Origin of the sequence: Dyella marensis, from assembly GCF_900112865.1 — a bacterium.
GTDB classification, from domain to species: Bacteria; Pseudomonadota; Gammaproteobacteria; order Xanthomonadales; family Rhodanobacteraceae; genus Dyella_D; species Dyella_D marensis_A.
Genome location: NZ_FONH01000002.1, coordinates 504,713 through 529,731 on the forward strand (window position 1 = coordinate 504,713; position 25,019 = coordinate 529,731).

The 25,019-nt window shown below is 67.4% G+C and carries 25 protein-coding genes; 13 read left to right on the plus strand and 12 right to left on the minus strand.

Features of this window, described 5'->3' with window-relative positions; translation table 11 throughout:
- The first annotated feature begins 137 nt into the window (after positions 1-137).
- The 3 genes from BM172_RS05160 (at position 138) to BM172_RS05170 (ending at position 5,536) form a co-directional block, all read left to right on the plus strand.
- The gene (locus BM172_RS05160) at positions 138-1,322 is read left to right on the plus strand and encodes a phosphatidylinositol-specific phospholipase C1-like protein (protein ID WP_081805262.1); all 1,185 of its coding nucleotides are present in this window, start codon (positions 138-140) and stop codon (positions 1,320-1,322) included.
- 108 nt (positions 1,323-1,430) lie between these two features.
- Positions 1,431-4,157, plus strand: a complete 2,727-nt coding sequence (locus BM172_RS05165) for a TonB-dependent receptor (RefSeq protein WP_026636401.1) — start codon at positions 1,431-1,433, stop codon at positions 4,155-4,157.
- A gap of 56 nt (positions 4,158-4,213) precedes the next feature.
- Positions 4,214-5,536, plus strand: a complete 1,323-nt coding sequence (locus tag BM172_RS05170) for a histidine-type phosphatase (RefSeq protein ID WP_051548981.1) — start codon at positions 4,214-4,216, stop codon at positions 5,534-5,536.
- Positions 5,537-5,851: 315 nt separating this feature from the next.
- On the opposite strand, the gene BM172_RS05175 is transcribed toward BM172_RS05170, so the two are convergent.
- The 3 genes from BM172_RS05175 to BM172_RS05185 all read right to left on the minus strand — a co-directional run bounded on the left by BM172_RS05175 (position 5,852) and on the right by BM172_RS05185 (position 8,052).
- Positions 5,852-6,775: a Dyp-type peroxidase gene (locus BM172_RS05175; RefSeq protein ID WP_035323806.1), complete on the minus strand. Its 924-nt coding sequence runs from the start codon at positions 6,773-6,775 to the stop codon at positions 5,852-5,854.
- Positions 6,776-6,874: 99 nt separating this feature from the next.
- Positions 6,875-7,141 carry a hypothetical protein gene (locus BM172_RS05180; RefSeq protein ID WP_035323805.1) on the minus strand — a complete coding sequence of 89 codons (267 nt, stop codon included), beginning with the start codon at positions 7,139-7,141 and terminating at the stop codon, positions 6,875-6,877.
- Between the two features lie 29 nt (positions 7,142-7,170).
- Positions 7,171-8,052: a hypothetical protein gene (locus tag BM172_RS05185; RefSeq protein ID WP_026636399.1), complete on the minus strand. Its 882-nt coding sequence runs from the start codon at positions 8,050-8,052 to the stop codon at positions 7,171-7,173.
- Between the two features lie 196 nt (positions 8,053-8,248).
- Here BM172_RS05185 and BM172_RS05190 point away from each other — a divergent pair, with 196 nt between their 5' ends.
- Positions 8,249-9,151 carry an RNA polymerase sigma-70 factor gene (locus BM172_RS05190; RefSeq protein ID WP_035323802.1) on the plus strand — a complete coding sequence of 301 codons (903 nt, stop codon included), beginning with the start codon at positions 8,249-8,251 and terminating at the stop codon, positions 9,149-9,151.
- Positions 9,152-9,216: 65 nt separating this feature from the next.
- Here BM172_RS05190 and BM172_RS05195 read toward each other — a convergent pair whose 3' ends face one another.
- The 3 genes from BM172_RS05195 to BM172_RS05205 form a co-directional block, all read right to left on the minus strand.
- Entirely contained in the window at positions 9,217-9,633 is a 417-nt protein-coding gene (locus BM172_RS05195; RefSeq protein ID WP_026636397.1) for a cupin domain-containing protein, read from the minus strand.
- Between the two features lie 28 nt (positions 9,634-9,661).
- Positions 9,662-10,141, minus strand: coding sequence for a carboxymuconolactone decarboxylase family protein (locus BM172_RS05200; protein WP_026636396.1), 480 nt, complete (start codon positions 10,139-10,141; stop codon positions 9,662-9,664).
- Between the two features lie 119 nt (positions 10,142-10,260).
- Positions 10,261-11,025 (minus strand): SDR family oxidoreductase, encoded by a 765-nt coding sequence (locus BM172_RS05205; protein WP_026636395.1) that lies wholly within the window; start codon positions 11,023-11,025, stop codon positions 10,261-10,263.
- Between the two features lie 134 nt (positions 11,026-11,159).
- Between BM172_RS05205 and BM172_RS05210 the strand changes: the two genes are divergently transcribed.
- The 5 genes from BM172_RS05210 (at position 11,160) to BM172_RS05230 (ending at position 15,862) form a co-directional block, all read left to right on the plus strand.
- Positions 11,160-11,804 carry a TMEM175 family protein gene (locus tag BM172_RS05210; RefSeq protein ID WP_231504238.1) on the plus strand — a complete coding sequence of 215 codons (645 nt, stop codon included), beginning with the start codon at positions 11,160-11,162 and terminating at the stop codon, positions 11,802-11,804.
- A 115-nt stretch (positions 11,805-11,919) separates the two neighbouring features.
- Positions 11,920-12,921 carry a LysR family transcriptional regulator gene (locus BM172_RS05215; RefSeq protein WP_051548979.1) on the plus strand — a complete coding sequence of 334 codons (1,002 nt, stop codon included), beginning with the start codon at positions 11,920-11,922 and terminating at the stop codon, positions 12,919-12,921.
- Positions 12,922-13,213: 292 nt separating this feature from the next.
- Positions 13,214-13,975 (plus strand): SDR family oxidoreductase, encoded by a 762-nt coding sequence (locus BM172_RS05220; protein ID WP_026636392.1) that lies wholly within the window; start codon positions 13,214-13,216, stop codon positions 13,973-13,975.
- Between the two features lie 67 nt (positions 13,976-14,042).
- Positions 14,043-15,341: a cytochrome b gene (locus BM172_RS05225; RefSeq protein WP_026636391.1), complete on the plus strand. Its 1,299-nt coding sequence runs from the start codon at positions 14,043-14,045 to the stop codon at positions 15,339-15,341.
- Between the two features lie 29 nt (positions 15,342-15,370).
- The gene (locus tag BM172_RS05230; protein ID WP_026636390.1) at positions 15,371-15,862 is read left to right on the plus strand and encodes an Ohr family peroxiredoxin; all 492 of its coding nucleotides are present in this window, start codon (positions 15,371-15,373) and stop codon (positions 15,860-15,862) included.
- Positions 15,863-15,866: 4 nt separating this feature from the next.
- Here the strand turns inward: BM172_RS05230 and BM172_RS05235 are convergent, their stop codons facing one another.
- The 3 genes from BM172_RS05235 to BM172_RS05245 all read right to left on the minus strand — a co-directional run bounded on the left by BM172_RS05235 (position 15,867) and on the right by BM172_RS05245 (position 17,019).
- Positions 15,867-16,169: a hypothetical protein gene (locus BM172_RS05235; protein WP_026636389.1), complete on the minus strand. Its 303-nt coding sequence runs from the start codon at positions 16,167-16,169 to the stop codon at positions 15,867-15,869.
- Positions 16,170-16,303: 134 nt separating this feature from the next.
- On the minus strand, positions 16,304-16,654 hold the full coding sequence (locus BM172_RS05240; RefSeq protein ID WP_026636388.1) for a GIY-YIG nuclease family protein: 351 nt from the start codon (positions 16,652-16,654) through the stop codon (positions 16,304-16,306).
- Positions 16,654-17,019 carry a DUF2239 family protein gene (locus BM172_RS05245; RefSeq protein WP_051548977.1) on the minus strand — a complete coding sequence of 122 codons (366 nt, stop codon included), beginning with the start codon at positions 17,017-17,019 and terminating at the stop codon, positions 16,654-16,656. Before BM172_RS05245 ends, BM172_RS05240 begins: the two co-directional genes overlap by 1 nt.
- Positions 17,020-17,240: 221 nt before the next feature.
- On the opposite strand from BM172_RS05245, the gene BM172_RS05250 reads away from it, so the two are divergent.
- The gene (locus tag BM172_RS05250) at positions 17,241-18,182 is read left to right on the plus strand and encodes a bifunctional helix-turn-helix transcriptional regulator/GNAT family N-acetyltransferase (protein WP_197022886.1); all 942 of its coding nucleotides are present in this window, start codon (positions 17,241-17,243) and stop codon (positions 18,180-18,182) included.
- A 36-nt stretch (positions 18,183-18,218) separates the two neighbouring features.
- Positions 18,219-18,830 (plus strand): DNA-3-methyladenine glycosylase I, encoded by a 612-nt coding sequence (locus BM172_RS05255; protein ID WP_026636386.1) that lies wholly within the window; start codon positions 18,219-18,221, stop codon positions 18,828-18,830.
- A 216-nt stretch (positions 18,831-19,046) separates the two neighbouring features.
- Here the strand turns inward: BM172_RS05255 and BM172_RS05260 are convergent, their stop codons facing one another.
- Together BM172_RS05260 and BM172_RS05265 are read right to left on the minus strand one after the other, a co-directional pair.
- Positions 19,047-19,802 (minus strand): MipA/OmpV family protein, encoded by a 756-nt coding sequence (locus BM172_RS05260; protein WP_177218785.1) that lies wholly within the window; start codon positions 19,800-19,802, stop codon positions 19,047-19,049.
- 89 nt (positions 19,803-19,891) lie between these two features.
- A complete protein-coding gene (locus BM172_RS05265) occupies positions 19,892-20,443 on the minus strand; it encodes a (2Fe-2S)-binding protein (protein ID WP_197022885.1) in 552 nt (183 codons plus the stop codon).
- A 187-nt stretch (positions 20,444-20,630) separates the two neighbouring features.
- On the opposite strand from BM172_RS05265, the gene BM172_RS05270 reads away from it, so the two are divergent.
- Entirely contained in the window at positions 20,631-21,296 is a 666-nt protein-coding gene (locus tag BM172_RS05270) for a response regulator transcription factor (protein ID WP_090423545.1), read from the plus strand.
- Complete coding sequence (locus BM172_RS05275; RefSeq protein ID WP_051548974.1) at positions 21,296-22,705, plus strand: HAMP domain-containing sensor histidine kinase; 1,410 nt, start codon at positions 21,296-21,298, stop codon at positions 22,703-22,705. Before BM172_RS05270 ends, BM172_RS05275 begins: the two co-directional genes overlap by 1 nt.
- A gap of 166 nt (positions 22,706-22,871) precedes the next feature.
- Here the strand turns inward: BM172_RS05275 and BM172_RS05280 are convergent, their stop codons facing one another.
- A complete protein-coding gene (locus BM172_RS05280) occupies positions 22,872-24,386 on the minus strand; it encodes an alpha-N-arabinofuranosidase (protein ID WP_035323800.1) in 1,515 nt (504 codons plus the stop codon).
- Between the last annotated feature and the right edge of the window lie 633 nt (positions 24,387-25,019).

Sequence of the window (25,019 nt, forward strand, 5' to 3'; positions counted from 1 at the left end):
TAAAAGACTTCACACTGCCGTCACCTGATTGCAAAACGCCGGTTTCTAGAATCCCCTGACTTGGATCGATCCAATTCGCCATGGTGTCATGCCGCGCTCCCCAACGCGGCCGCGCCCTTCCGCCAATGAGCACTGCCATGTCCGCTACGCGTCCCGCATTCGAACTGCGCACCTCCCCTGCCCGCGCCTGGCGCGGCATCGACGTGCTGGCCATCGCCACGCATGCCTGCGCGGCGCTGCTCGCCCTGGCCGTGGTGCTGCCGTCGCTCGCCGCCGAATCGGCGCCGCTGCGCATGAACCAGCTGCAGTACATCGGCAGCCACAACAGCTATCACGCCGGTATCGCACCCAGCGAGGCGGTGTTGTGGAAGCGCACCGATCCGGAGCTGTTCGCCAAGATCGATTACTCCCATCCGCCGCTGACCAGACAGTTCGACGACGGCGTGCGCCAGATCGAGCTGGACATCTACGCCGATGCCAAGGGCGGCCGCTATGCGCACCCGGCGATCGCCGAGCAGGTGGCGAAGGCGGGATTGCCGGCGGATCCGCCGTTTGCGGATGCGCAAGTGATGCGCCGCCCCGGCTTCAAGGTCATGCATATCCAGGACCTGGACCAGCGCAGCACCTGCCAGCCGCTGGTCGCGTGCCTGCGCGAAGTGCGCGCCTGGTCGCAGGCGCATCCGCGCCACCTGCCGCTGTTCGTGCTGCTGGAAACCGAGGAGACGCCGCTGCAGCTGGCGTTCCCCACGGTGCAGCCGGAGCCGTTCGACACTCGGGCGCTGGATGCCCTGGATGCGGAGATCCGCTCGGTATTCGCACGCCACGACTACATCGCGCCCGACGACGTGCGCGGCAAGTTCGCCACGCTCAACGCCGCCATCCGCGCGCAAGGCTGGCCCACGCTGGACAGCGCGCGCGGCAAGATCGTCTTCCTGCTCGACCAGCGCCATGTCGGCCCCGCCTATCTGCAAGGCCACCCATCGCTGCGCGACCGCGTGCTGTTCACCAATGCCGCACCCGGCGGCGACGATGCCGCCTTCACCGAACTCAATGACGGCCCCGCGGAAGACATCGCGCGCCTGGTCAGGCAGGGTTACCTGGTGCGCACGCGCACCGACGCCGACCTGAAAGAGCCGTTGCGCAACGACGGCACCCGGCGCGACGCCATGCTGGCCAGCGGCGCGCAGCTGCTCAGCACCGACTACCCCGACGGCGAAGCCGCCGCCCATGGCTATGTCGTCGGCTTCCCCGGCCACCGGCGCGCACGCTGCAATCCGCAATTTGCCGGCTTGCGCTGCAGCGAGGCCGACCTCGCGCCCTGACTCTTCGCGCACGCAAGCGCACCACTCACGCCTGATCGCACCGGCCGCGCCAGCGCGGCACGGGAGCGGCTTGCTTATTGCCCACTTCCCCCTACTGAAGCCATCCCCATGCGCCACCTGCACCGCCACCACCTGCTCGCCGCCTCGATCCTGCTCGGCCTGGCCCTCAGCCCCGCCGGCCACGCCACCGACGACGATGCCGAGAAGAACCCGAAGACCCTTTCCGCCGTCAGCGTCAGTGCGGACTCCATGCCGCAGATCGGCACCATCGACGAACAGCGCCTCTCGGTCAGCGTCAACACCGTGATGAGCAAGCAGGAGATGAACGCGGTGCCGTCGGCGAACATCGCCGACGTGGTCGCGCGCATGCCGGGCCTGTCCGCCTACAGCGACATGCATCTGGGCCAGGCCGCCACTGGCGAGAACGAGTACGTGACCATCCGCGGCCTCGATTCCAGCTACAACGCCTACACCCTCAACGGCTTCGCCCTGCCGGAGACCGATGCCTCCACGCGTGCCATCTCGCTGAACATGCTCGCGCCGTTCGGCATCCAGTCGGTGAAGGTGTCCAAGGCGCCGACGCCGGACCTGCCCGGCGACTCGATCGGCGGCAGCATCGACATGCGCACGCCCACCGCGTTCGACTTCGGCAAGGACGGCTACGCGCGCACCACCGTGCAGGGACAGATGAACAGCCTGGCCTCGGACCTGGGTGTGTCCAACAAGGGCGGCACGGTGCAGCAGGAATTCGCGCGCCGCTTCGGTGCGGACCAGTCGCTCGGCCTCTATGTCGCGGCCTACTACGGCAAGAACGACAACGCGGCCGAAGCGGTTGCGCCCAATGCCTCGTACAAGCCGGTCGATCCGGCCCAGGCCAGGAATCCGGACCTCAGCACTGCCGGCCCGCTGCAGAGCTCGCAGTACAAGTACAGCCTCTACACCAACCGGATCAAGCGCTACGGCGCCAACGCCTCGCTGGACTGGCACGGCGAGACCACGTCGCTGTACGCACGTGCCATCTACGGCGTGTACAGCGTGGAGGGCGAACAGAACCAGGCTTCCGCGCGCAACCCGAACGCGGCGAACGCGCAGCGCGGCGGCTATTTCAATACCCGCGACCTGCGCGAGAAGACCGCCGCGCTGCAGCTCGGCGGCAGCAGCGCGGTGGACGGCTGGGACATCGACTACGGCACGTCGTACGGCTACGGCGCGCGCAAACGGCCCAACTACGTCGAGGCCAGCCTGTACGGCGCGGTGCCGGCCGGCCAGTTCAACTTCGACCTGAGCGATCCGACCTGGCCCAGCATCGCCGGCAGCTCCGCCGCGCTGAAGAACTACTTCTACAGCCTCAATTCCAACAGCTTCTGGAAGGTGCAGGGCCACGACGCCGGCAGCACGGATACGCGTATCAACGCGCACGCCGACGCGACCTATCGTTTCGATGACGGCCCGGTCGAGAGCGTGAAATTCGGCCTGTCCGGCGACACCTCCAAGCGCGATGCCTACGACCATCCGTTTTTCCACGACGACAACAACTTTATCTATGGCGGCCCGTATTTCGGCGGCCCGAAGTATCCGTCCACCGCGCCGGGCGGCCCCACCCTCGGCGCGCTGCCGGGCCAGGTGGTCCATGGCGCGTTCGATGGTCGCTATGCCGGGCCGTTCAAGCTGATCGACCGCAGTTGGGTTCTGGCGCAGGCGGTGCCGTACAAGTACGTCAACGATCCCAATGGCGCTGGCAACTACACCGCGAACGACTACGACGCCAACACCACCTCCAGCCGCGAGAACATCTACGCCGCCTACGTCATGACCACGCTGCGCTTCGGCGCGCTGAGCGTGCTGCCGGGCATGCGCTACGAGCGCACGCACTACTCGGCGGACTCCTGGCAGTCCAACGGCGACGACGCCACCGGCCGCTTCGTCGGCATGGGCCGCAGCTACGGCGAGTTCCTGCCGGGCATCAGCCTCAACTACCGCCCCGACGAGCTGAGCGTGTACCGCGCCTCGCTGCGCCGCAGCTTCAGCCGCCCGGCGTTCGGCCTGATCTCCGGCCAGACCACCTATTCGATCGACGACATCACCGGCCAGGTGCTGGGCATTTCCAAGCCCAACCCGGACCTCAAGCCCAGCACCGCGGACAACCTCGATCTCTCCGCCGAGTTCTACGATGCCCAGGGTGGCGTACTGAGCGCCGCGGCGTACTACAAGCGCATCAGCAACTTCATCTATACCTCGCAGTCCGCCACCAGCAACGACAGCACGCTGGGTGGCAACGTACCCACCGGCACGGTGATCACCGACGGCATCCCGGTCACCACGCCGGAGAACGGCGGCACCGCCCGCCTGTACGGCCTGGAACTGGCCGGCCGCCGCCAGTTCGTCGAACTGCCCGGCGTGTGGAGCCATTTCGGCGCGAACGCCAACCTCACCCTGCAGCACAGCTCGGCCGACAGCCAGCGCCCCGACCACGACGGCCGCAAGACCTGGCTGCCGCGCGCGCCGCAGCGCATGTACAACCTCGGCCTGTTCTACGACGACGGCAGCCTGCGCGCCGACCTGACCTACAACTACACCGGCCTGCAGCTGCTCGGCCTCACCGGCAACGGCCTGGACTACTACCTGCAGCCGACGCGCACGCTGAACCTCAACACCACTTATCACCTGCCCTACGGCTTCGATGTCGGCTTCGCGGTGAAGAACCTGCTGGACAACAGCACTTTCCACGAGACCCAGGGCAAATCGCGCCGCTATCTCGCCTACGATCCGGGCGCGGACGGCGCGTATCTGGAGACGGGCCGCATCTATATGCTCAACCTCAGCTACAACTTCTGAGGCGTGGACGCCCCGCGCCGATCGGTGCGGGGCGCCCCATCCAGGGAACCGATGCGATGACGATGCAGACCACGATGTCCTCCCGGCTGCCGCACGTTGCGGGGCGGCTGTTGCTGGGCCTGAGCCTGGCGCTGGTCTGCGCCCAGGCCGGTGCCGCCGCAGCAGGCATGCAACTGGAACGTGTCGTCCTGCTGTATCGCCACGGCGTGCGCACGCCGCTGCCCGGCGAGGTCCAGCTGGACGAAGCCACGGGCAAGCCGTGGCCCGCGTGGCAACAGGCCCCCAGCCAGCTGACGCCGCACGGCATGGCCGGTGTGAAGCTGATGGGCGGCTACGATCGCCAGCGCCTCGCGGCGCTGGGACTGTTCAAGCCTCGCGGCTGCCCACCCGCGGCGCAGCTGTGGTTCTGGGCCAATACCGACCAGCGCACCATCGACAGCGCCGCGGCGCTGGCGGAAGGCTTCGCGCCGGGTTGCCCTATCGCCATCGGCCACCAGCCGAAGGGCAGCGAGGATCCGCTGTTCCATCCGATCGAAGCGAAGACCGCCGACTGGAACGCCGCCGATGCCGTCGCCGCGATCCAGCGTGCCACCGGCGGCCCGGATGCGCTGACCGCGCCGCACGCCGATGCGCTGGCGGCGATGGCGCAGGTGATGGGCTGTGGCGGCGCCCACGATCCGGACTGGTGCTCGCCCGGCCAATGGCATGGCAGCCTGGCGCTGGCGCCGGAGACGGGACGCATGCAGTTGACCGGTCCGATCGCCACCACCTCGGGCACCGCCGAAGTCATCCTGATGGCCTACGCCGAAGGCCGCCCGCTGCCGGAAGTCGGCTGGGGCCGCACCGATGCGCAACGGCTGCGGCAGCTCTCGCAATTGCATGCGCTGCTGTTCGATATCCACGCCCGCCCTGCCTACATGGCCGAACGCGTGGCTTCGACGATGAGCCGCCATCTCCTCGATGTGCTGCGCAACGAGCATGCGCCGCGCCTCAACGTGCTGGTCGGCAGCGACAACAACATCGTGGCGCTGGCCTCCGTGCTGGGCCTGCATTTCCAGCTGGCCGGCTATGCCAAGGACGATCCGCCGATCGGCGGGGCGCTCGGGGTCGAGCTGTGGAGGGACCATGCAGGCAAGCGTTATGTGCGGCTGTTCTACCAGGCGCAGAGCCTGGATCAGTTGCGCGAGCTGCGGCCGCTGGATGAAGCGGCGGCGCCGGTGACGTTGCCGCTTACGCCGATGGGTTGCACTGCAAACGAGCCCTGCCAGCTTGAAGCCGTACTGCCCGCGTTGGAGCGAGCTGCCGCGCATGTGCGCTCGAGCGGGGGCGTCATGAATCTTCCCGTTGGAGCCCTTCTCCCTCCGGCGAGCCGAAGGTAGTCCTCGCGGGAGAGAGCGTGGCGGCGGGCGGATGAGGGGGCGGATGCAGCGGTGCACATCACTCCTGCGCTCCGCCCGTACCCTCACCCCAACCCCTCTCCCGGAGGGAGAGGGGCTCTACGTCGCGCTGCGTACAGACGCTACCGTTATTCCACAACCTTCAAGGTGGAACCCTTCTCCCTCCGGGAGAAGGTGGCGGCAGCCGGATGAGGGTACGGGCGGAGCAGTGCACGTCACGCTTGCGCTCCGGCCGTACCCTCCTCCCCTTTCTCCCACACGGACTACCTTCGGGTCGCCAGAGGGAGAGGAGCTTTATTAAAGCCCATCCAGAAAATCCGCCGACGGCACGAAGAACAGCGTCCCCGTCATCGCCCGGCTGACGTCGAGCAGGCGGTCGTAGTTGCCCGGCGGGCGGCCGACGAACATGTTCACCAACATCCGCTCGATGCGCGACGGCGAGCGCGCGTAGCCGCAGAAGTAGGTGCCGAACTCGCCCTTGCCCACCTCGCCGAACGGCATGTTGTCGCGCACGATGTCCAGCTCCTCGCCGTTCTCCTCGATCACGGTGAGCACGTTATGCGCGTAGCTGGGCTTGGCCTCGTCGGCCAGTTCGATATTCGAGGACTTCTTGCGCCCGATGATCTTTTCCTGCTGCTCGACCGGGATCGCGTTCCACGCCTTCAGGTCGTGCAGGTACTTCTGCACGATCACGTAGCTGCCGCCGGCGAAGGCGGCATCCTCGTCGCCGACGATGGTGGCGGCGACGGCATCCTGGTCCACCGGATTCTCGCTGCCGTCGACGAAGCCCAGCAGGTCGCGGGCGTCGAAGTACTTGAAACCATGCACCTCGTCCGCCACCTCGGCGAACTCGCCCAGCCGCGCCATGATCTCGGTCGCCAGCTCGAAGCACAGGTCCATCTGGCCGGCGCGGATATGGAACAGCAGGTCGCCCGGCGTGGAGGGCGCATGGTGCGCGCCGTTGATCTCGCGGAAGGTGTGCAGCTCGGCCGGCCGCGGCTGGCCGAACAGGCGGTCCCACGCCGCCGAGCCGAAGCCGGTGACGCAGGTGAGCTGGCGCTCCGGGTAGCGGAAGCCGATGGAGCGCGCCACGCCGGCGAGGTCGGCGCACAGCGCGCGCACCGCCTCGTCGCCGCGCGGGTCCGGCTTGAGCGTCACCACCAGGAAGATCGCCGCCTGGGTCAGCGGGGCAGTCACCGCTTGCGTCATGACAGAAGACACGTCGAATCCTTTGCGTTGATGGGCCTTGCCGCGGCGGCGGTTTCCGCGCCGCGAAAGCGCTGAACATTGGGCCGCGGCGAAGAGCGTGTCAACTCGATGTCAGGGCAGCCAGGCGCTCATCCAGGCGACCAGCAGCGCGAGCTGCGCCTCGCTCCACGCAGGACCGCCCGGCGGCATCCGCGGCTTCACGCTGCCGTCCAGGCGCGCCAGCACATGGCGTGCATTGGCGTGATCGGCGAAGCTGGCGTCGCCGGTGGGATCGGCCATGTAGTCGTACTCGTGCAGATAGACGCCCATGCCGCGCATGCAGCGCGCATCGCCGTCGGTAAACAGCGGGGCGATGTCCTTGGCGAACGATACGGTCATGATGTTCTCCGAACGGGTTGAATGACAGGTCAGGACGCGGCCGCCGCCAGCCACGAGGCGAGATTGCGCACATAGCGCCGCACCGAGCGCTGCGCTTCCGGCGCCCGCGCCAGTCCGTCGCCCGGCGTTTCGGAGACGAAACTGGGCGAGCCGCGCGAGGGATCCCAGTTGTAGTCGGCGAAGTGATGGAAGGTGGACTGGGCGATCGCCGGGCCACCGTCGGCCGAAGGCTCGAACGCCACCGCCAGGTTGAACACGCGGCCGCTCGCCTGGCTGCGGCCCGTGGCGATCACCCGCGCCGAAGCGTCGTGTTCGGGCTTGCCCACCGCGCCCTCATGCGGATGCGCGGGCAGGTAGCGCAACGCGCCGTCCGGCGCCTCCGGATCGGCCAGCACCGGATGCAGCGGCAGCACCGGCTCGATGCGCTGGTAGTCGCCGTTGGCGCCGGAGTGATAGTTGGGCCACAGGATGCTGGTGGTGCCCGTATCGTCGATGCAACGCCGCGACGGGTCCGGCTCCGGATGGCGCGAATGGAAGAAATGCGCCGCGCCGACACCGCCCAGGGTGCACACCGAGCTGCCCAGGTCCATGTGGTCGCGCGCCACCAGCAGGCCGCCGCCGCGCCGGCGGAAGCGGCTGATGCCCTGGCAGTCGGCGGCCGTCAAGCCGTCGCCGGTATCGACCGCGAACAGCCACAGTTCGTCGTAGCCGGAACTGTCCAGTTGCGACAGCACGCGATCGGGGCTGCCCGGGGGATCGCGATCGCGCGCGGTCACCTCGTACAGAGGCAGGCCCGCGTCGTCGCGCAGGCCGGCAAGGTACTCGCGCAGCAGGCCGAAGCGGCCGATATGCCAATCGTCGGACTCGTAAGCAATGGTGGTTTGCAGCAGAATTCGCGTGATGGGCCGCATGATCGTCTCCCGATGCGTGCCGTAGTGTCAGGGCCGACAGCGTGAACGCGGATGCCGCCGCGCTGTAGCCCCGCGCAAGGCGCTACCGTGTTTCCGCGCGGGCACCAGTGACGGGGCCGCTTCCGGGTGAGAATGCGCGGTGGCGCTTCATGGTGACGGGCGAGGGATCGCTCCAACGTAAGGGGTACCGCTGCGCATGGCCACCAATGATCTCAATGCCGTCTTCCACGCGCTGCGGCCGCGCCTGCAGGGCATCGCCTACGGCATGCTCGGCAGCGTGGCCGATGCGGAAGACGTGGTGCAGGACGTGTGGCTGCGCTGGCATGGTGCCGAACAGTCGCTGATCGAGAACCTGGAAGCCTGGCTGGTGACCGCTACCACGCGCACCGCGATCGATCGCCTGCGCGCGCTGAAGGCGCGGCGCGAATATTACGTCGGCATGTGGCTGCCCGAGCCGTTGCTGACCGAGGGACCGGATACCCCCGAGCAGGTCCAGGAGCGCTCCAGCGAAGTGTCGGTCGCCCTGCTGCTCCTGCTCGAGCGGCTGTCGCCCGAGGCGCGCGCGGCCTTCCTGTTGCGCGAGGTGTTCGACGTCGACTATCCCCAGATCGCCCGGATCATCGACAAGAACGAGGCCGGTGTGCGCCAGATCGTGCACCGCGCGAAGGCCCAGCTGCAGGACGGCCGCCCGCGCTACACGGTATCCGCCGAAGCGCACCTGCGCATCGTGCGGCGCTTCGCGCAGGCGATGGCGAACGGCGAATTCAAGCTGCTCACCGCCCTGCTCGCCGACGACGCGGAACTGGTCGGCGACGGCGGCGGCAGGACCACCGCGTTTCCCAGGCCGATGCCCGGGGGCCGGCGCATCGCGCAGCTGCTCTATGCGGGCAAGCTGCGTTTCAAGAGCGATCTGCGCATCGACATGGCGACGGTCAACGGCAAGCTGGCGATCCTGCGCTACATCGGCGGCAAGCTGGAATCGGTGCTGGCAATCGAGATCGATGGCGAGCGCGTGACCGATGTGTTCGTGCAGCGCAATCCGGAGAAGCTCGCGGGCTTGGCGGCCGGCTTGGGCGTCGAGCTGCTGACGCCGCTCTGACCCCGCGGCAACGGCGTAGGTTGGGGTGAGCCGCAGGCGAACCCCAACCTACGCCTGCCAAGGGATCAATGCACCGGCGTCAACACCGGCGCACCCTTGTCCTTCAGCAACACCACCACGAACTTCGCGGGCTCCGTCTGGCTCGCATTGCGCCCGACCGTATGCACATCGTCCGGCCCTTCATAGTACGTATCTCCGGCCTTCAAGGTGACCGGCTTGCCGCCATTCACCGCCATCACGATCGAGCCCTCCAGCACATACACGAAGGCATGCGCATGATGCCGATGCACCGGATCGACCGAGCCGGGCGGATAGTCGACGGTGATCATCATCGCCTCCTTGCCGGGGTAATCGCTCAACGCCTTGGTCATCAGCGTGGCGACGCTGGCATGCGGGGCGTCGGGGCGATGTGCGGCTTCCTGCGCACCGGCGGCGCCGGCGACGGTCAGCAGCAGCGCTGCCAGGATTCTGCAAACGGTCATGGGTTTTTCCTCGGTTGCCGATGAAGGATCAGGTCAGCCCGGCCTTGTCCAGGCCGAGGAACTTGTCGAAGCCGCCCGGCTGCGGACGGAACGCCACGTTGATGCGGTTCCACGCGTTGATCGCCATGACCAGGTAGGTCAGCTCGGTGATTTCCTGCTCCGACAGCTGGGCACGCACGCGCTCGTAGATCTCGTCCGGCACGCCTTCGCGCGGCAGGTGGGTCAACACTTCGGTCCAGGCCAGCGCGGCGCGCTCGCGCGGCGAGAACAGCGTGGATTCGCGCCAGGCGGCGACGTGGTACAAGCGCAGCGTGCGCTCGCCGTGCAGGGTGGCTTCCTTCACGTGCATGTCCAGGCAGAAGGTGCAGCCGTTGAGCTGCGAGGCGCGGATGTTGACCAGGTCGTGGATCGGCCGCTCGATCGAACCATGTTCGAGGGCGTTGCTGAAATCGGCGAACTTCTTGAACAGCTCGGGCGCCTGCTGCTGGTAATTGATGCGCTGGCTCATGGCCTATCCTCGGTAGTGGGAGAATGCGTGGCGTTGCCGCCGGAAGACTGGAACAGGCCCATCGCGCCGGGTAGGCATGCGCGGCGGCGCACGGTGTTGCACCGCGGGCACCAATGCGCTCACCAGTCGGCGCCCCAGTATTCGGACTGCCCCAGCCATGCGCCGAAATCGGTGGCGCAGGTGCGCGCTTTCGCGCCGGGCAGGAGGGAGTCGGCCTGCAGGCGCGCGCCGAAGTAAGGTGCCAGCGCGTCGGTGATCACCTCGTACGGCGCTTCGATCTGGGTCAGGAAGCGCTGGATGATCTCCGACATGCGCTCCCGCTCCGGCCCCGCCATTTCGATCGTCGCGTTCAGCGCGGGACGCTGCGCCAGTTCGGCCAGGCAGGCGGCCACGTCGGCCGAAGCCACCGGCTGGATATACGCCGGCGCCAGGCGCAACGCCTGGTCGTAGACACTGACCTCGACGATGTCCAGCAGGAACTCGAAGAATTGCGTCGCATGGACGATGGTGAACGGTATGCCGGAATCGCGGATGCGGGATTCCTGGAACTTCTTGCCGCGAAAGTACGGACTGTCGTCGAGCCGCTCGGTGCCCACCACCGACAGCGCCAGGTGATGCCGCACGCCTGCGGCGGCTTCGGCGGCCAGCAGGTTGGCGATCGCCGCCTTGAAGAACTCGCAGGGCGCCTCGCCGACCAGCACGGGCGAGTTGCTCACGTCGACCACCACCTCGGCACCGTCCAGTGCGTGCGCCAGGCCTGCGCCGGTGACGATGTCCACGCCGGTGGCGCGCGAGGCGGCGGTGACTGCGTGTCCTTTCGCGCGCAGCCGGCGCACTACGTTGCGGCCGACCAGTCCGTTACCACCTACCACAACGATATTCATGCGCTACCTCGAGCGGGCGATGCCGGTGTTCGATGGCGATGGAAGGCTCGCGACCATGCCTGGCGATGCTAGGCCGGCGCCCGCGGCGCCGGCAGGCATGGCCAGGGACATAGCGCGTTGCCCGAAGTGCACCAATGCGCCGTGGCGTTCTGCCCAATCATGCGCAGCGGGACCGGGCCGAGGGCGAGCACATGGAGAAGGGACGACTGGAAGCCTTCACCGACGGCGTCATCGCCGTGGTGATCACGGTGATGGTGCTGGAACTGCACGTGCCGGCCGCGGCCAGCTGGGCCGCGCTGCTTGAGGACGGCACGGTCTTCCTCAGCTACATCCTCAGCTTCGTCTACGTCGGCATCTATTGGACCAACCACCACCATCTGTTCCAGCTGGTCCGGCGGGTCAACGGCACGGTGCTGTGGGCGAATCTGTTCTTCCTGTTCTGCCTGTCGCTGTTCCCGTTCTCCACCGCCTGGCTCAACAAGGCGCAACCGGGACCGGCGGCAGTGCCCACCGTGCTCTACGGTGTCACCCTGCTGCTCACCGCGCTGTCGTGGGGGCTGCTGGCGCGCGTGCTGACCGCCGCCAACGGCGGCGAGGACTCGGAGTTGCGCAAGGTGCTCGGCGCCGACCGCAAGACCCCAGGCTCGATCGTCATCCATGTCGCGGCGACCGCCATCGCCTTCCGCCAACCGGTGGTGTCCTGTGTGCTGTACGCCGTGGTGGCGGCGATGTGGTTCATTCCGGACCGGCGCATCGAGCAGCGGCTGGGCAGCCGCTAGGCGCCGGTTCCGGCAGCGATGTCACAAACGCCCCGCCTCATACGACTGGGGTGCATGGACCGGCCGGCGCGCGCGCCGGCATCCGCCCGGATCCCATCCACGAGGCCAGCCGCGCATGACCCTGAATTTCTCCGACAAACCGCAGCACGAGGCCGACGCCCTCGCCTCCAGCTTCACCGCCAGCTATGCCGGCGTGGTCGCCTTCATCGCGGTGGCCGCCGAGGGCAGCTTCGCCCGCGCGGCGGACCGCCTGGGCGTGGGCCGCTCCGCGGTCAGCCGCAGCGTGCAGAAGCTGGAGGCGCAGTTGGAGGCGCGGCTGTTCCAGCGCACCACCCGCAGCACCTCGCTGACCCGCGAGGGCGAAATGTTCTTCCGCAACTGCCATCCGGGCGTGCAGCGGATCGTGCAGGCGCTGGAGGAAATGCGCGAACTGCGCGAGGGGCCGCCGAAGGGACAGTTGCGGATCAGCGCGACGGTGGGCTTCGGGCGCCGCGTGGTGGCGCCGTTGCTGGCCGGCTTCCGCGCGCGCTATCCGGAGATCGCCATCGACCTGCTGCTGGACGACCGGCTGACCGACTTCACTTCCGACCGCGTGGATGTGGCCTTTCGCGACGGGCAACTGGAAGACAGCCAGGTCATCGCCAAGCGGCTGGTGCCGATGCAGATGCTGGTCTGCGCGGCGCCCGCCTATGTCCAGGCGCATGGCCTGCCTGGCCATGTCGACGAGCTGTCCGCACACGGATGCATCAACTACCGGACGGTCGCTGGCCGCATCGCCGACTGGGAATTCAAGCTCGATGGGCAGAAGCGCAAGCTGGTGCCGCCGTCGCGCTGCTCCTTCAACGATATCGACCTGGTGCTGGAGAGCGTGCTGCGCGGCGAAGGCATTGCGCAGTTGCCCGGCTACCTGGTCTGCGACTACCTGCGCGAGGGTCGCCTGGTGGCCTGCCTGGCACAGTACGCGCCGGACGACCGCGGGCACTACCTGTGCTACCTCAGCCGGCAGCAGCTGCCGACGCGGGTGCGGGTGTTCATCGATTACATGACGGAGGCGGTGCGGGCGTTGGATCTGCTGCATGTCAGCGGGCTTTCGCCGGCGTTATCGCTGCCGGGATAACCCACCACATCCCCCACCGTCATTCCGGCGCAGGCTGGAATCCAGTGGCGACACCGTTCGCTTGTCGCCGAAGAGCCGAAGAGCAGCTCCTGCAACGCTCTGCACGGCATACAGCTTGCCGCTACTGGATTCCGGCCTGCGCCGGAATGACGGGGGGATTGAGGCAAAGGTGGGCGCTCCGATTGATGCGCCACGCGCAACACCATGCGCCCGCCGCCGCGCCTACCGGTCCGATGCCGCCCTGCCTAGCATCACCTCGACGCGCCACCGGCGCCCTCGACGGAGCATTCCCATGAAGATCCTGGTCATCGGCGGTACCGGGCTGATCGGCAGCAAGGTCGTCGCGCGCCTGCGCCAGCGCGGGCACGAGGCCATCGCCGCCTCCCCTGCCTCGGGTGTCAACACTCTTACCGGCGAAGGCCTGGATGCCGCGATGGCCGGCACCGACATCGTCATCGACCTGGCCAATTCGCCGTCCTTCGAGGACCAGGCGGTGCTCGACTTCTTCCAGACCGCGGGTCGCAACCTCGCCACGGCGGAGAAGAAAGCCGGCGTGAAGCACCACGTGGCGCTGTCGGTGGTGGGCACCGAACGCCTCAAGGACAGCGGCTACATGCGCGCCAAGGTGGTGCAGGAACAGATCATCCGCGAATCCGGCATCCCCTACACGATCGTCCACTCGACCCAGTTCTTCGAGTTCCTCAGCGGCATCATCAAGTCCGCCGCCAGGGACAACCAGGTGCACGTGTCGCCCGCGCTGATCCAGCCCATCGCCTCGGACGACGTGGCCGACGCGGTAACCGACGTCGCGCTGGCCAAGCCGGTGAACGGCATGGTCGAGATCGCCGGCCCCGATGCGTTCGGCCTCGATGCGCTGGTCGAGCGCTTCCTCACCCTGACCCACGATCCGCACCAGGTGTACACCGACGTCAACGCGCGCTATTTCGGCGCCGTCCTGCAGGAGGAGTCGCTGCTGCCGGCGTCCGGCGCGCGCCTCGGCTCGGTGAACTTCCAGACCTGGTTCGACCGTTCTGAGTTCGCGCAGTCGGCATGATCGCGCGTGTTGCGCGCATCGCACCGGCATCGCGATGCGCGCAGCCCGCCCGTCGAAGGGTTTCGCCATGACCACGCTGATACGCTTGCGCGACTGGGTGGACGAACGGGCGCCCGGCCTGGGGGCCCTGGTGCGCAAGCACTACACGCAGTACTACGCGCCGAAGAACCTCAACTTCTGGTACTTCTTCGGCGGCCTCAACCTGCTGGTGCTGGTCAACCAGATCGCCACCGGCCTGTTCCTGGCCATGAACTACAAGACCAGCGCGGCCGAAGCGTTCGCCTCGGTCGAGTACATCATGCGCGACGTGCCGTGGGGCTGGCTGATCCGCTACATGCACTCCACCGGCGCTTCGCTGTTCTTCGTCACCGTGTTCCTGCACATGCTGCGCGGGATCATGTACGGCTCGTACAAGAAGCCGCGCGAACTGGTGTGGCTCCTGGGCAGCATCATCTTCCTGGTACTGATGGCCGAGGCCTTCATGGGCTACGTGCTGCCCTGGGGCAACATGTCGTTCTGGGGCGCCAAGGTGATCATCTCGCTGTTCGGCACCGTGCCGGTGATCGGCCACAGCCTGGTCGAGTGGATCATGGGCGACTACCTGCCGGCCGACGCCACGCTCAACCGCTTCTTCGCGCTGCATGTGATCGCGCTGCCGCTGGTGCTGCTCCTGCTGGTGGTGCTGCATATCTTCGCGCTGCACGAGGTGGGCTCGAACAACCCGGACGGCATCGACGTCAAGCACGGCCCGAAAGGCAACCGCTGGGACGCCAGCAAGCCCATCGATGCCATTCCCTTCCATCCCTACTACACCATCCACGACATCTTCGCCGCGGTGTTCTTCGTCACCCTGGCCGCCTTCGTGGTGTTCTACGCGCCCACCTTCGGCGGCTGGTTCCTGGAGCACGACAACTTCACGCCCGCCAACAACCTGGTCACGCCCAGCCATATCAAGCCGCAGTGGTACTTCACCCCGTTCTACGCGATCTTGCGCATGATCCCGTCGTACTTCGGCACGCCGGTCTGGGGCGTGCTCGCCATGTTCGGCTCGATCCTGCTGCTGATGCTGCTGCCGTGGATCGACCATGGCCAGGTGCGTTCGGTGCGCTATCGCGGCACCGGCTTCAAGGTGGCGCTGGCGATGTTCGTGGCGAGCTTCCTCGGCCTGGGCGCGGTGGGTGCGGGCGTCACCGCCGAGGTCGTTGCCCGCTGGTTTCCCGGCGCGGACGTGACAAGCTGGGAGAACGCCTTCGGCCGGCTGATGACCGCCGGCTACTTCGGCTTCTTCGTGTTCCTGTGGATCTATACGCGCTACGGCCTGGAACGGACCCGGCCACTTCCGCCGCGCGTGACCCCCGACGCATGATGCCGTCACCGCCTTTCGCGAGTCCCGCCATGGCCAAGCCGCAACGCCCGCCCACTTCGCTGCTCGACAAGTACTACGGCGAAGATTTCCATCCGCTGTATACCGGCACGGTGTGCGTCACCGGCGGCGAGGCCGCGCATGCGCGCGCCTCCGGCCTGGCCCGCTCCGACGATGGCCGGCTCGACGTGCAGTTGCGCATGCCAGAGGAGCTCGGCGGCGAAGGCGAAGGCACCAATCCGGAACAGCTGTTCGCGGCGGGCTTCGCCGCCTGCTTCCATGGCGCGCTGACCTTGCTGGCCGCGCGCGCGGGCGTGGCGATCCCGGATGCGGCGGTCACCGCCGCGGTCACCTTCGGCCGCGATCCGGTGGATGGGTTGTTCACCCTGATCGCCAGGGTGCGCATCAGCCTGCCCGGCGTGGAGCGCACCATCGCGCAGGAACTGGTGCGCAATACCGAGCGCATCTGCCCCTACGCCAAGATGGCGCGCGAAGGCATCGAGTGCGCGGTATCGCTCGAATGAACGCTCAGCCGGCGGCGCGCACCGGGCGCGGCGCCGGGCCGTCCTCGCCGCCGTGCTCGCCGTCGTGCTCGCCGTCGCCGCGGAAGCGCGCCAGCAGGCGCGTGCCGCCGTAGGTGATGCGCAGGGGCACCTGCTTGCCGTTGCGTTCCGTCTTTGCCGGCGCCAGCGCGGCGCAACCGGCTTCGAGCGGGGCGAGATAGCCCATCAGCATGAGCCGTGCGGCGCGCCGCGTTTCCACGATCTTCAGCCGGCCGGTGTGGATGTTGCGCAGCGTATCGATGTCGGCCTGATCGAGTTCGATGGACACCAGCCATCCCCTTCTTCTTACGTACTGGAACCTGCGGGACGCGCAGACTCGCACAGGGATGTGACATAACCGCGACTCAGATCACACTCGACATCGTCTTCACGCCGCGATGCGCGCGTCACTGCGCCTCGTAGTTACAGGTACGAATCTTTCGAGCCGGGCGGGATGCGTTCGCGCCACGACTGCAGCAGCGCCTCGCGTTCGGCGGTGTAGTCGAAGGTCGGTTCGGCGCGTGGCTCCTGCGCCTGCAGCACCTCGAACGCGAACGCGTCCTCGCCGAGCTCGCGCCAGTCCCGCTGCAGATCGCGGATGCGGTGCAGCCCCAAGCGCAACTGGGTGCGCTGGCGGTTGAGCGCACCGGTCGTGTTGGCACTCTGCTCGATCAGCACGCGTCCGCTGCGGAGGTTGCGGATGGCATAGATGCCCATCGGCGGGAAGGCCAGCTTGTAGGCCTGGATCAGGGCCTTGCGCCTGGCGCGGTCCATCAGGCGGCTCCGTCCGCAGTGGCGAGCATGGCTTCGATGCGTGTGCGCACGTCGTCCGGCCAGGCGGCGATGCACTGGCGCAGGCGCGGATAGTCGTCGGCGAACAGCGCGCGCGCCGCCTCTTCGAACTGTGGGCGATCGCCCGCCGCGTCGCGCATGTGGAAGTAGCAGGCCTCCTTGGCCGCGGCCTTGCGGTAACAGCCGTCGATGTCGCGACGGGCGCGCTCGACCAGGCGGCGCAAGGTGGCGCCGGCGCCGATCGGTTGCGCATCCAGCCAGGCCCAATGGCGATCGAGCAGGCGGATGCCGCGGCTTGAGGCGGCGGGATGATGAGTGGTTTCCGGCGGATGAGTGGGGGAAGGCATGGGAATCGATTCCTGAGGGCAATGGCATATATACCCGGGCAAATCACATTCAGTCAATATATGCCGGATAAAATAAGAAACAAGCCAACAGATCGACTTCGCCCTCCTGAGCCATCCCTCTTGGATGCAGCTTTATCAATGATTTGCGGCAAACACTTGCCAATTCCAGCACAGCGGGATAAATGTTGCACATTGCAACCAATAACCGAAACATGCCGACCATGACCGATCTCATCGACCGCATCCGCGCCGCCTCGCGCCAGATGGCGCGCGAATGGGGCTTCCTCCGCCCCACCCTGGCCGGCACCACTTATTCGCCCTCCGCCGTGCATGCCATCGTCGAACTCGGCCGGCGCGGCACGCTCACCGCCGTCGACCTGGTCGAGCTGCTGGGCCTGGACAAGTCCAGCGTCAGCCGCCTGCTCACCAAGCTCACCGACGCTGGCGAGATCACCGTGCTGGGCAGCGGCGGCGACGCGCGCTGCAAGCCGCTGATGCTCACCGATAAGGGCCGCCGCACGCTGGCCGCCGTCGACGCCTACGCCCGCAAGCAGGTAGGCTCCGCCGCCGCGCACTTCGCACCCGCGCAACTGGATACGGTGTGCGCCAGCCTCACCGCCTACGCGGATGCGCTGCGTGCGCATCGCCTCGGCGTTGCGCCGGCGCAGGAAGAAATCCGCATCGAGACCGGCTACGCGCCCGGCGTGATCGGCGAAGTCGCCGCGCTGCACATGGCCTACTACGCGCCGGCAGTGGGTTTCGGCCAGGTGTTCGAGAGCCGCGTGGCGGCGGCGGTGGCGGATGTCACTGCGCGCCTGGACCGCCCCGGCAATCAGATCTGGCGCGCCATGCTCGGCGAGCGCCTGGTCGGTTCGGTGGCGATCGACGGCGAAGGCATGGGTCCCGGCATCGCCCACCTGCGCACCTTCATCGTCGATGGCCGCATGCAGGGGCGCGGCGTGGGCCGGCGCCTGTTGGACGAGGTGCTGCGCTACTGTGACGAACAAGGCTTCCGCGAAATCCACCTGTGGACGGTGAAGGGACTCGATGCCGCGCGCCATCTCTACGAACAGGTCGGCTTCCGCCTGGTTTCGGAGGCGCCCGGCGAGCAATGGGGCAAGCCGATGGTCGAGCAATACCTGGTCCGCGCACGACCGCAGTGACATGATCGCCGGCAGTCACCTCCAAGGACGCCCTGCATGAGCGACACCATCGCCGGCCCCGACGGCAAGCCGCGCTGCCGCTGGGCCGCCTCCGCCCCGGATTTCATGCATTACCACGACACCGAATGGGGCTTTCCGGTCGACGATGATTTCCGCCTGTTCGAGAAGCTGAGCCTGGAAGGTTTCCAGGCCGGCCTGAGCTGGCGCACCATCCTGGCCAAGCGCGAAAACTTCCGCGCCGTCTTCCACGGCTTCGACTACCACCGCGTCGCGCGTTTCACCGAGCGCGACGTGCAGCGCCTTTTGAAAAACGAAGGCATCATCCGCCACCGCGGCAAGATCGAGGCGGTGATCAACAATGCGCGCCATGCCGTCGAACTGGCGAAAAGCGAGGGTTCGCTGGCAGCGTATCTGTGGCGCTACGAAGCGGAGCGCGGCCGGCCGGCGCCGACGCAGGCGATCGCCACCTCGGATGAGTCGGTGGCGCTGTCGAAGGCGCTGAAGAAGCAGGGCTGGAAGTTCGTCGGGCCGACGACGATGTATGCCTTCATGCAGGCGATGGGGCTGGTGGACGACCACGTCGAGACCTGCGCGGTCCGCGCGAAGGTGGAGAAGGCGCGCAAGGTGTTCAAGCGACCGGTCCGTTAAAAAGCCCCTCTCCCGCCGGCGACCCGAAGGTAGTCCCGTGGGAGAGAGGGTTTGGGTGAAGGTACGGGCGGAGCGCAAGAGTGATGCGCACCGCTCCGCCCGTACCCTCATCCGGCTGCCGCCACCTTCCTCGCTCCTCAAAGCCGGGCACATCCCTGTGCCCTCCCCGCGTGCTCCCGGAGGGAGAAGGGCTCCAACGTGGAGATTGAGGCTCGATCAGAACCGATAGAAGGCATACGCCACATACGTGTTCTGCATCCGCTTCTCCACCACCGGACTATCCGCCGCATCTCCCTGCAAACGCGCCGCAATGGCACGCGCACCGAGGGTCCACCGTTCGCTTAACCGATAATCGGCGCCCAGCGAGAAACGCAACGACTCGATGCCGGAACCAGGACGATAAGCCGCATAACCCGAGCGCACGCTCTGCACCTCGTCCACGCCATAGAAGGTGCGGTTGTGCTTCCCATCGGCCCAGGTCACGCCAGGCCCCGCCACGAAGCTGAGCTTGTCGTTTACGCGATACTTGCCTTCGAAATCGAACGAGGCCGTGGTGCCCTGGTCCTTCCCGCCCACGTCGCTCGATACATTGCCGCGCACCGTGAACCAATCGACCGTGTAGCTGCCGAACAAGGTCGCGCGTGCCGTGCGGTCGATATCGCCCAGCCCGTGCAGGCGCCTGCGGTCATCGGATTCCTTGCGCGGCTGCACGAAGTCATAGGCGAACGAAACACCCGCGCGCCATTGCTGGTCCTGGTGGAAATACATGCCCAGCCCGGCCGGCGAGCCCGAACCCGGCGCGCCGCCCAGGAAGAAACGCCCGTAGCTCGCGCTGAGCATCGGCACCAGCTGGCTGCGCCGGTCGGCGCTGCCGGGATAGCGCGGCAGGTCCAGCCCGCCGGCGCCGACGATCACATGCCAGCCGTCGTCCGCCGCGAAGGCGGCGCCGCTGCCGGACAGCAAGACAAGCATGGACAACGCACGGGCACCGCGACGCGCACGATGATGCATAGAGGAACTCCAGTCAGTGGGGATGATCAGGGGGGGTTGGGGAAAACGGCTCACCACGAACGCATGCGCTCGGCCAGCGAGCGGATGGCACGCAAGACGTGCGGACGCGCACCGCAACCGCAGTCGAGGCACAGCGCGGCCTCGATCTCGGCCGGGCTCGGATCGGGCTTGTCCATGAGCAGGGCGGTGGCGGCCATGATCATGCCGGACTGGCAGGGACACGGCGGCACGCCGTACTCGATCCAGGCGCGCTGCACCGCATGCAGCTGGCCCGGCGGCAGGCCTTCGCGGGCGGCCAGGCCTTCGATGGTGACGACCTCCGTGCCCTGCACCAGGTATACCGGCACGCGGCAGGCGCGGGTCGGCCGGTCGTTGACGTGCACCGTGCAGGCGCTGCAGCGTCCGTTGGTGCAGGCGAAGCCGGCGCCGGTCAGGCCCAGCTCCTGGCGCAGCACGCGCAACAAGGGTGTGTCCGGATCGGCCTGGATCGCGCGGCTCTGGCCATTCACGCTCAGGCGCATCGCGCAGCCTTTCGGGCCGGGTTCCGGCGCGGCGGCGGTATCCGGCGCATCGATGGGCAAGCGGCTGGGGTTGGCGCTCATGGCATCGTCTCTCGTGCGGAGGGGTGCCGGCCACTTCCTTGTCCGCATGCGGGGTGGAGACCACATGGAGTGGAGGCGGACCGTGCCGGATGCATGGCAGTCTGGCCGTCCGTATTTAAGAATTCTTTAAAGACGCCAGCCTAGGCTGCATGACTGACGACACGCCCTGCCGGGCCGCGAGGGGACCTTGCCCAATATCCTGCTAGTCGAAGACGACCGCATGCTGGCCGACGCCATCGCCGCGGCCCTGCGCCAGGACGGCTGGCACGTGGACTGCGCGCACGACGCCGCCGCGGCGCGCATCGCGCTCACCGACCACGCCTACACGGCGGCCCTGCTCGACCTGGGCCTGCCGCGCGGCTCCGGCCTGGACGTGCTGCGCAGCATGCGCGAGCGCTACGACACCACGCCGGCGCTGATCATCACCGCGCGCGACCAGCTGGGCGAGCGCATCCGCGGCCTCGATGCCGGCGCCGACGACTACCTGGTCAAGCCGTTCCAGATCGACGAACTGCTGGCGCGCCTGCGCGCGGTGATCCGGCGCAGCGAAGGCCGCGTCGCGCCCGTGCTGAACTGGAGAGGCATCGCGCTCGATCCGGCGCGCCGCACCGTCACCCGCGACGGCGAACCGGTGCGCCTGGCCGCGCACGAATACCGCACCCTGCTGGCGCTGATGGAACGCCAGGGCCGCGCGGTGGCGCGCGACCTGCTGGAAGACCTGGTCTACGGCGGCCAGGGCGCGATCGAAAGCAACACCATCGCGGTCTATGTGCACCAGCTGCGCCGCAAGCTCGGCGACGACGTGATCGCCACCGTGCACGGCTACGGCTACCGCTTGGGCGAGGAACGCTGATGGCGCTGCGCATACGCTCGCTGCGCCGGCGGCTGTTCATCGTGATGCTGGCGATCTTCGTGGTCGCCTGGGGCATCACCCTCACCTGCCTGGGCGTACGCTTTTCGAAGGAGCGCACCGGCCTGTGGGACAGCAACCTCAATGACATCGGGCGCGAGATCCTGGTCTCGATGCCGGCCGATGTCAGTCGCCTCGACGGCAACTCCAACCTGCGCCTGCCGGCCCACACCGCGCCGCCGCCGGAGCACCGCGGCAAGCTGGGTCGCCTGATCTTCCAGGTGTGGATCAAGGACCGGCACCATTTGGTGGTGCATTCGCTCGATCCGTTCCGCGTGCCGCTGCGCCCGGATTTCCTGGACGGCTTCGTCACCCGCACGATCGACGGCGAGGAATGGCGCATCTTCGCCATCACCGATGCGCGCGGCGAAGTGCAGGTGCAGGTCGGCAAGCCCACCGCCGACCTCGCCGCCGAACTGCGCCAGGGAGTGCGCATCGGCCTGATCACCACTGCCCTGCTCCTGCTGGTGCTCGCGGTGGCGATCCAGCGCGTGCTGTACTGGTCGCTGCGCCCGATCACCCGCATCCGCCAGGCCATCACCGCACGCGATACGCTGGACCTCACACCCCTGCCCGACCACGACCTGCCCAACGAAGTCCGCCCGCTGGTCGAATCCTTCAACCGCATGCTGGCCCGGCTGGACCGCGCGATGCACCACGAGCGCCAGTTCCTGGCCGAGGCCGCGCACGAGTTGCGCACGCCCTTGGCAGCCCTGCTGACCCATGCGCAGGTGGCCTTGCGTTCGCGCAGCCTGGAGGAAGCGCAGGCGCCGCTGCGCCAACTGGTGAAAGGCGTGGAGCGCAGCGCACGGCTATCGCAGCAGCTGCTGGATTCGGCCCGGCTCGAGGCCGATCGCCCGAGCAGCGAGCGCGTGCCGCTGGAACTGGCCGACCTGGTGGCGATGCTGACGCGCGAGTTCGAAACCATCGCGGCGGCCAAGCATCAGTCCATCACGCTGGACACCTGCCCCAGCCCGATCGAGGGCAACGTGGACGAACTGGGCATCCTGATCGGCAACCTGCTCGACAACGCGCTGCGCTACACGCCGCCGGGCGGGCGCGTGGCGGTACGTTGCCGGCGCGTCGCGGCAGCGGTGCAGCTGCAGGTGCAGGACAACGGACCGGGGGTGACGGAGGAGGATCGGCCGCGCATCTTCGATCGGTTCTATCGCGTGGCCGGGAGCAACGAACGCGGCAGCGGCATCGGCCTGTCGCTGGTGGCGCGGATTGCGCAGTCGCATGCGGCGGCGATCGAGATCCACGAAGGCCTGGATGGCGGGGGCTTCGGCGTCACCGTCGTGTTTCCAGCGCATGTGTCGGCAAACATTGGAACGACGCTCGCCGAAGCCTGACAAAGCCGTCATCCCGGCGCAGGCCGGGATCCAGTAACGACACGCTGCATGAAACCATGAGCGCTGAAAGGCGACGCTTTTGCCTTACGCGAAAATCCGACCATGACGCTACTGGATCCCGGCCTGCGCCGGGATGACGAGCCAGATCGCGCAAGCGCGAATCGCCCTAGCGCAACTCCAGCACCACGATCGCCTTCGCCGGCATCGACACCGCGACAACGCCATCGCTGCCAACCGTCGCGCCATCGAACGCCACCGGCTTGACCGCATCCGGCCGCTCGAAGGTGTTGATCGCATCGATCTTCGGCGCACTCAACACCCGGCCGCTCACTTTGCCGGCCTTCCATCCCGGCAGCGCGAGCGCCACCCGCAACGCCCGGGTCGGATCGGGATTGACCAGTGCCACATGCACCGCGCCATCCGTTCCACGCGCCGCCGTGGCGAACAAGCCCGGCACGCGCACGCCGTCATGCACGTAGTCGTCGGCGCGCACCTGCGCCGGCAGCGACGTCGCGTCCTGGAACACCTGGTACAGGTCGAACACGTGATAGGTCGGCGTCAGCACCATCCGCCCCTTGTCGGTGAGGATCATCGCCTGCAGCACATTCACCATCTGCGCGATATTGGCCATGCGCACGCGCTCGGCGTGCGCATGGAAGATCCCCAGCGTGACCGCCGCCACCATCGCATCGCGCAGGCTGTTCTGCTGGTACAGCGCCGAAGCGCCGGGCTCGGTGTCGTACCAGGTGCCCCATTCGTCCACCGCCAGGGTGATGCGCCTGGCCGGGTCGTACTTGTCCATGATCGCGCTGTGGCGCGCGATCAGTTCGTCGATGTGCAGCGCGGCCTTCAATGTGGCGATCCACGCGTCTTCGCCGAACGCCACCGCGGAACCCTTGTGCTTCCAGTCGCCGCTGGGCAGCGTGTAGTAGTGCACGCCGAAGGCGTCGATCTGCTCCGCCGCACCGGCCATCACCGCTTCGGTCCAGGCGTAGTCGTCGGCATTGGCGCCGCTGGCGACCTTCACCAGCGTCTGGCCGCCCAGCGCCCGCGCAAAGGTGGCGTACTGCCGGTACTGGTCGGCATAGTACACGCCGCGCATATGACCGCCGCAACCCCAGCTCTCGTTGCCGATGCCGAGATAGGCGACCTTCCAGGGTTTCGCGCGGCCGTTCGCACGGCGCTCGCGCGCCAGGTCGGTCTGGCCGTCGCCGGTGAGGTATTCCAGCCAGTCGCTCATCTCGCGCGGCGAGCCGGTGCCCATGTTGGCGGCGAGGTAGGCCTGCGCGCCGACCAGTTCGGCGAAGTCCATGAACTCGTGCGTGCCGACGGCATTGTGCTCTTCGCCGCCCCAGGAGTAGTTGGCGCGCACCGGCCGCTTTGCGCGCGGGCCGATGCCGTCGCGCCAGCGATATTCGTCGGCATAGCAGCCGCCCGGCCAGCGGATCACCGGCACGTGGATGGCTTTGAGCGCATCGACCACGTCCTTGCGGAAACCATGCACATTGGCAATCGGCGAGCCTTCGCCGACCCAGATGCCCTCGTCGATGCCGCGTCCGAGCTGCTCGGCGAACTGGCCGTAGATTTCGCGATGGATCACCGCACCCGGTCGATCCACCTGCACGGTTACCTGTGCGGTGGCGGTTGCCGCGAACGCAACACCGGTTATCCCCCAGGACATGCAACATCCCAACGCCACCATCCAAGCGCGCAACGCCATCGCTTCCTCTCCACGGGATCGGCTCGAGTGCCGAAGCGCATCTTCGGCAAGAGCGCATTGCGATTTCCGGGATTGGCGCTTGTGTTTTTTCCGAGCGTGATACAGCGCACAAGCGCGGCTCACAGCTTATGGCGGAGAGGTGTCACAGGGTGACGTAACATGAACGGATCGCGTGTCACATGCGCGATACAGTGACTTCACGCATGTTCACGCAAGTGACTGAAAGATCGTGCACTAGCCGCATCAATGTAAGGCCGGCGACAGTCCTGGACATAGATTGAATGCTTTGACTCGATCCATATCGTTCATGCTAACCAAATTTTCATCACTTGTGAAAATCAGCGACTAGAATTTTCACGTCAGCGAAGCCCGGTGCGTTGTCTCCCGGGTGTTACGGTCCGGCCCGCTCTCCAGGACGGGCGGAGCCGCGCGGAAGGGGTTTTTCCGTGACGGGCTCCTGGTGGTTCCTGCCGTTTCGCCGGCACTCCCAGCGTCGACTTTCGTCGCCTTCCTCTTGGCCATCGAGCCCAGGGGCTGGGGGTTGCGTTGTACGGACGACCTTCATCAGTGCGCGGAACGCACGACTCAAGCCCG

Coding starts and splice junctions, on each gene's coding strand:
- BM172_RS05245 (WP_051548977.1), bottom strand. CDS start 17,019: ATGCCTTCCCCCACTCATCCGCCGGAAACCACTCATCATCCCGCCGCC.
- BM172_RS05255 (WP_026636386.1), top strand. CDS start 18,219: ATGAGCGACACCATCGCCGGCCCCGACGGCAAGCCGCGCTGCCGCTGG.
- BM172_RS05190 (WP_035323802.1), top strand. CDS start 8,249: ATGGCCACCAATGATCTCAATGCCGTCTTCCACGCGCTGCGGCCGCGC.
- BM172_RS05265 (WP_197022885.1), bottom strand. CDS start 20,443: ATGAGCGCCAACCCCAGCCGCTTGCCCATCGATGCGCCGGATACCGCC.
- BM172_RS05160 (WP_081805262.1), top strand. CDS start 138: ATGTCCGCTACGCGTCCCGCATTCGAACTGCGCACCTCCCCTGCCCGC.
- BM172_RS05165 (WP_026636401.1), top strand. CDS start 1,431: ATGCGCCACCTGCACCGCCACCACCTGCTCGCCGCCTCGATCCTGCTC.
- BM172_RS05220 (WP_026636392.1), top strand. CDS start 13,214: ATGAAGATCCTGGTCATCGGCGGTACCGGGCTGATCGGCAGCAAGGTC.
- BM172_RS05250 (WP_197022886.1), top strand. CDS start 17,241: ATGACCGATCTCATCGACCGCATCCGCGCCGCCTCGCGCCAGATGGCG.
- BM172_RS05280 (WP_035323800.1), bottom strand. CDS start 24,386: ATGTCCTGGGGGATAACCGGTGTTGCGTTCGCGGCAACCGCCACCGCA.
- BM172_RS05225 (WP_026636391.1), top strand. CDS start 14,043: ATGACCACGCTGATACGCTTGCGCGACTGGGTGGACGAACGGGCGCCC.
- BM172_RS05275 (WP_051548974.1), top strand. CDS start 21,296: ATGGCGCTGCGCATACGCTCGCTGCGCCGGCGGCTGTTCATCGTGATG.
- BM172_RS05260 (WP_177218785.1), bottom strand. CDS start 19,802: ATGCTTGTCTTGCTGTCCGGCAGCGGCGCCGCCTTCGCGGCGGACGAC.
- BM172_RS05240 (WP_026636388.1), bottom strand. CDS start 16,654: ATGGACCGCGCCAGGCGCAAGGCCCTGATCCAGGCCTACAAGCTGGCC.
- BM172_RS05230 (WP_026636390.1), top strand. CDS start 15,371: ATGGCCAAGCCGCAACGCCCGCCCACTTCGCTGCTCGACAAGTACTAC.
- BM172_RS05195 (WP_026636397.1), bottom strand. CDS start 9,633: ATGACCGTTTGCAGAATCCTGGCAGCGCTGCTGCTGACCGTCGCCGGC.
- BM172_RS05215 (WP_051548979.1), top strand. CDS start 11,920: ATGACCCTGAATTTCTCCGACAAACCGCAGCACGAGGCCGACGCCCTC.
- BM172_RS05210 (WP_231504238.1), top strand. CDS start 11,160: ATGCGCCGTGGCGTTCTGCCCAATCATGCGCAGCGGGACCGGGCCGAG.
- BM172_RS05205 (WP_026636395.1), bottom strand. CDS start 11,025: ATGAATATCGTTGTGGTAGGTGGTAACGGACTGGTCGGCCGCAACGTA.
- BM172_RS05200 (WP_026636396.1), bottom strand. CDS start 10,141: ATGAGCCAGCGCATCAATTACCAGCAGCAGGCGCCCGAGCTGTTCAAG.
- BM172_RS05185 (WP_026636399.1), bottom strand. CDS start 8,052: ATGCGGCCCATCACGCGAATTCTGCTGCAAACCACCATTGCTTACGAG.
- BM172_RS05180 (WP_035323805.1), bottom strand. CDS start 7,141: ATGACCGTATCGTTCGCCAAGGACATCGCCCCGCTGTTTACCGACGGC.
- BM172_RS05170 (WP_051548981.1), top strand. CDS start 4,214: ATGACGATGCAGACCACGATGTCCTCCCGGCTGCCGCACGTTGCGGGG.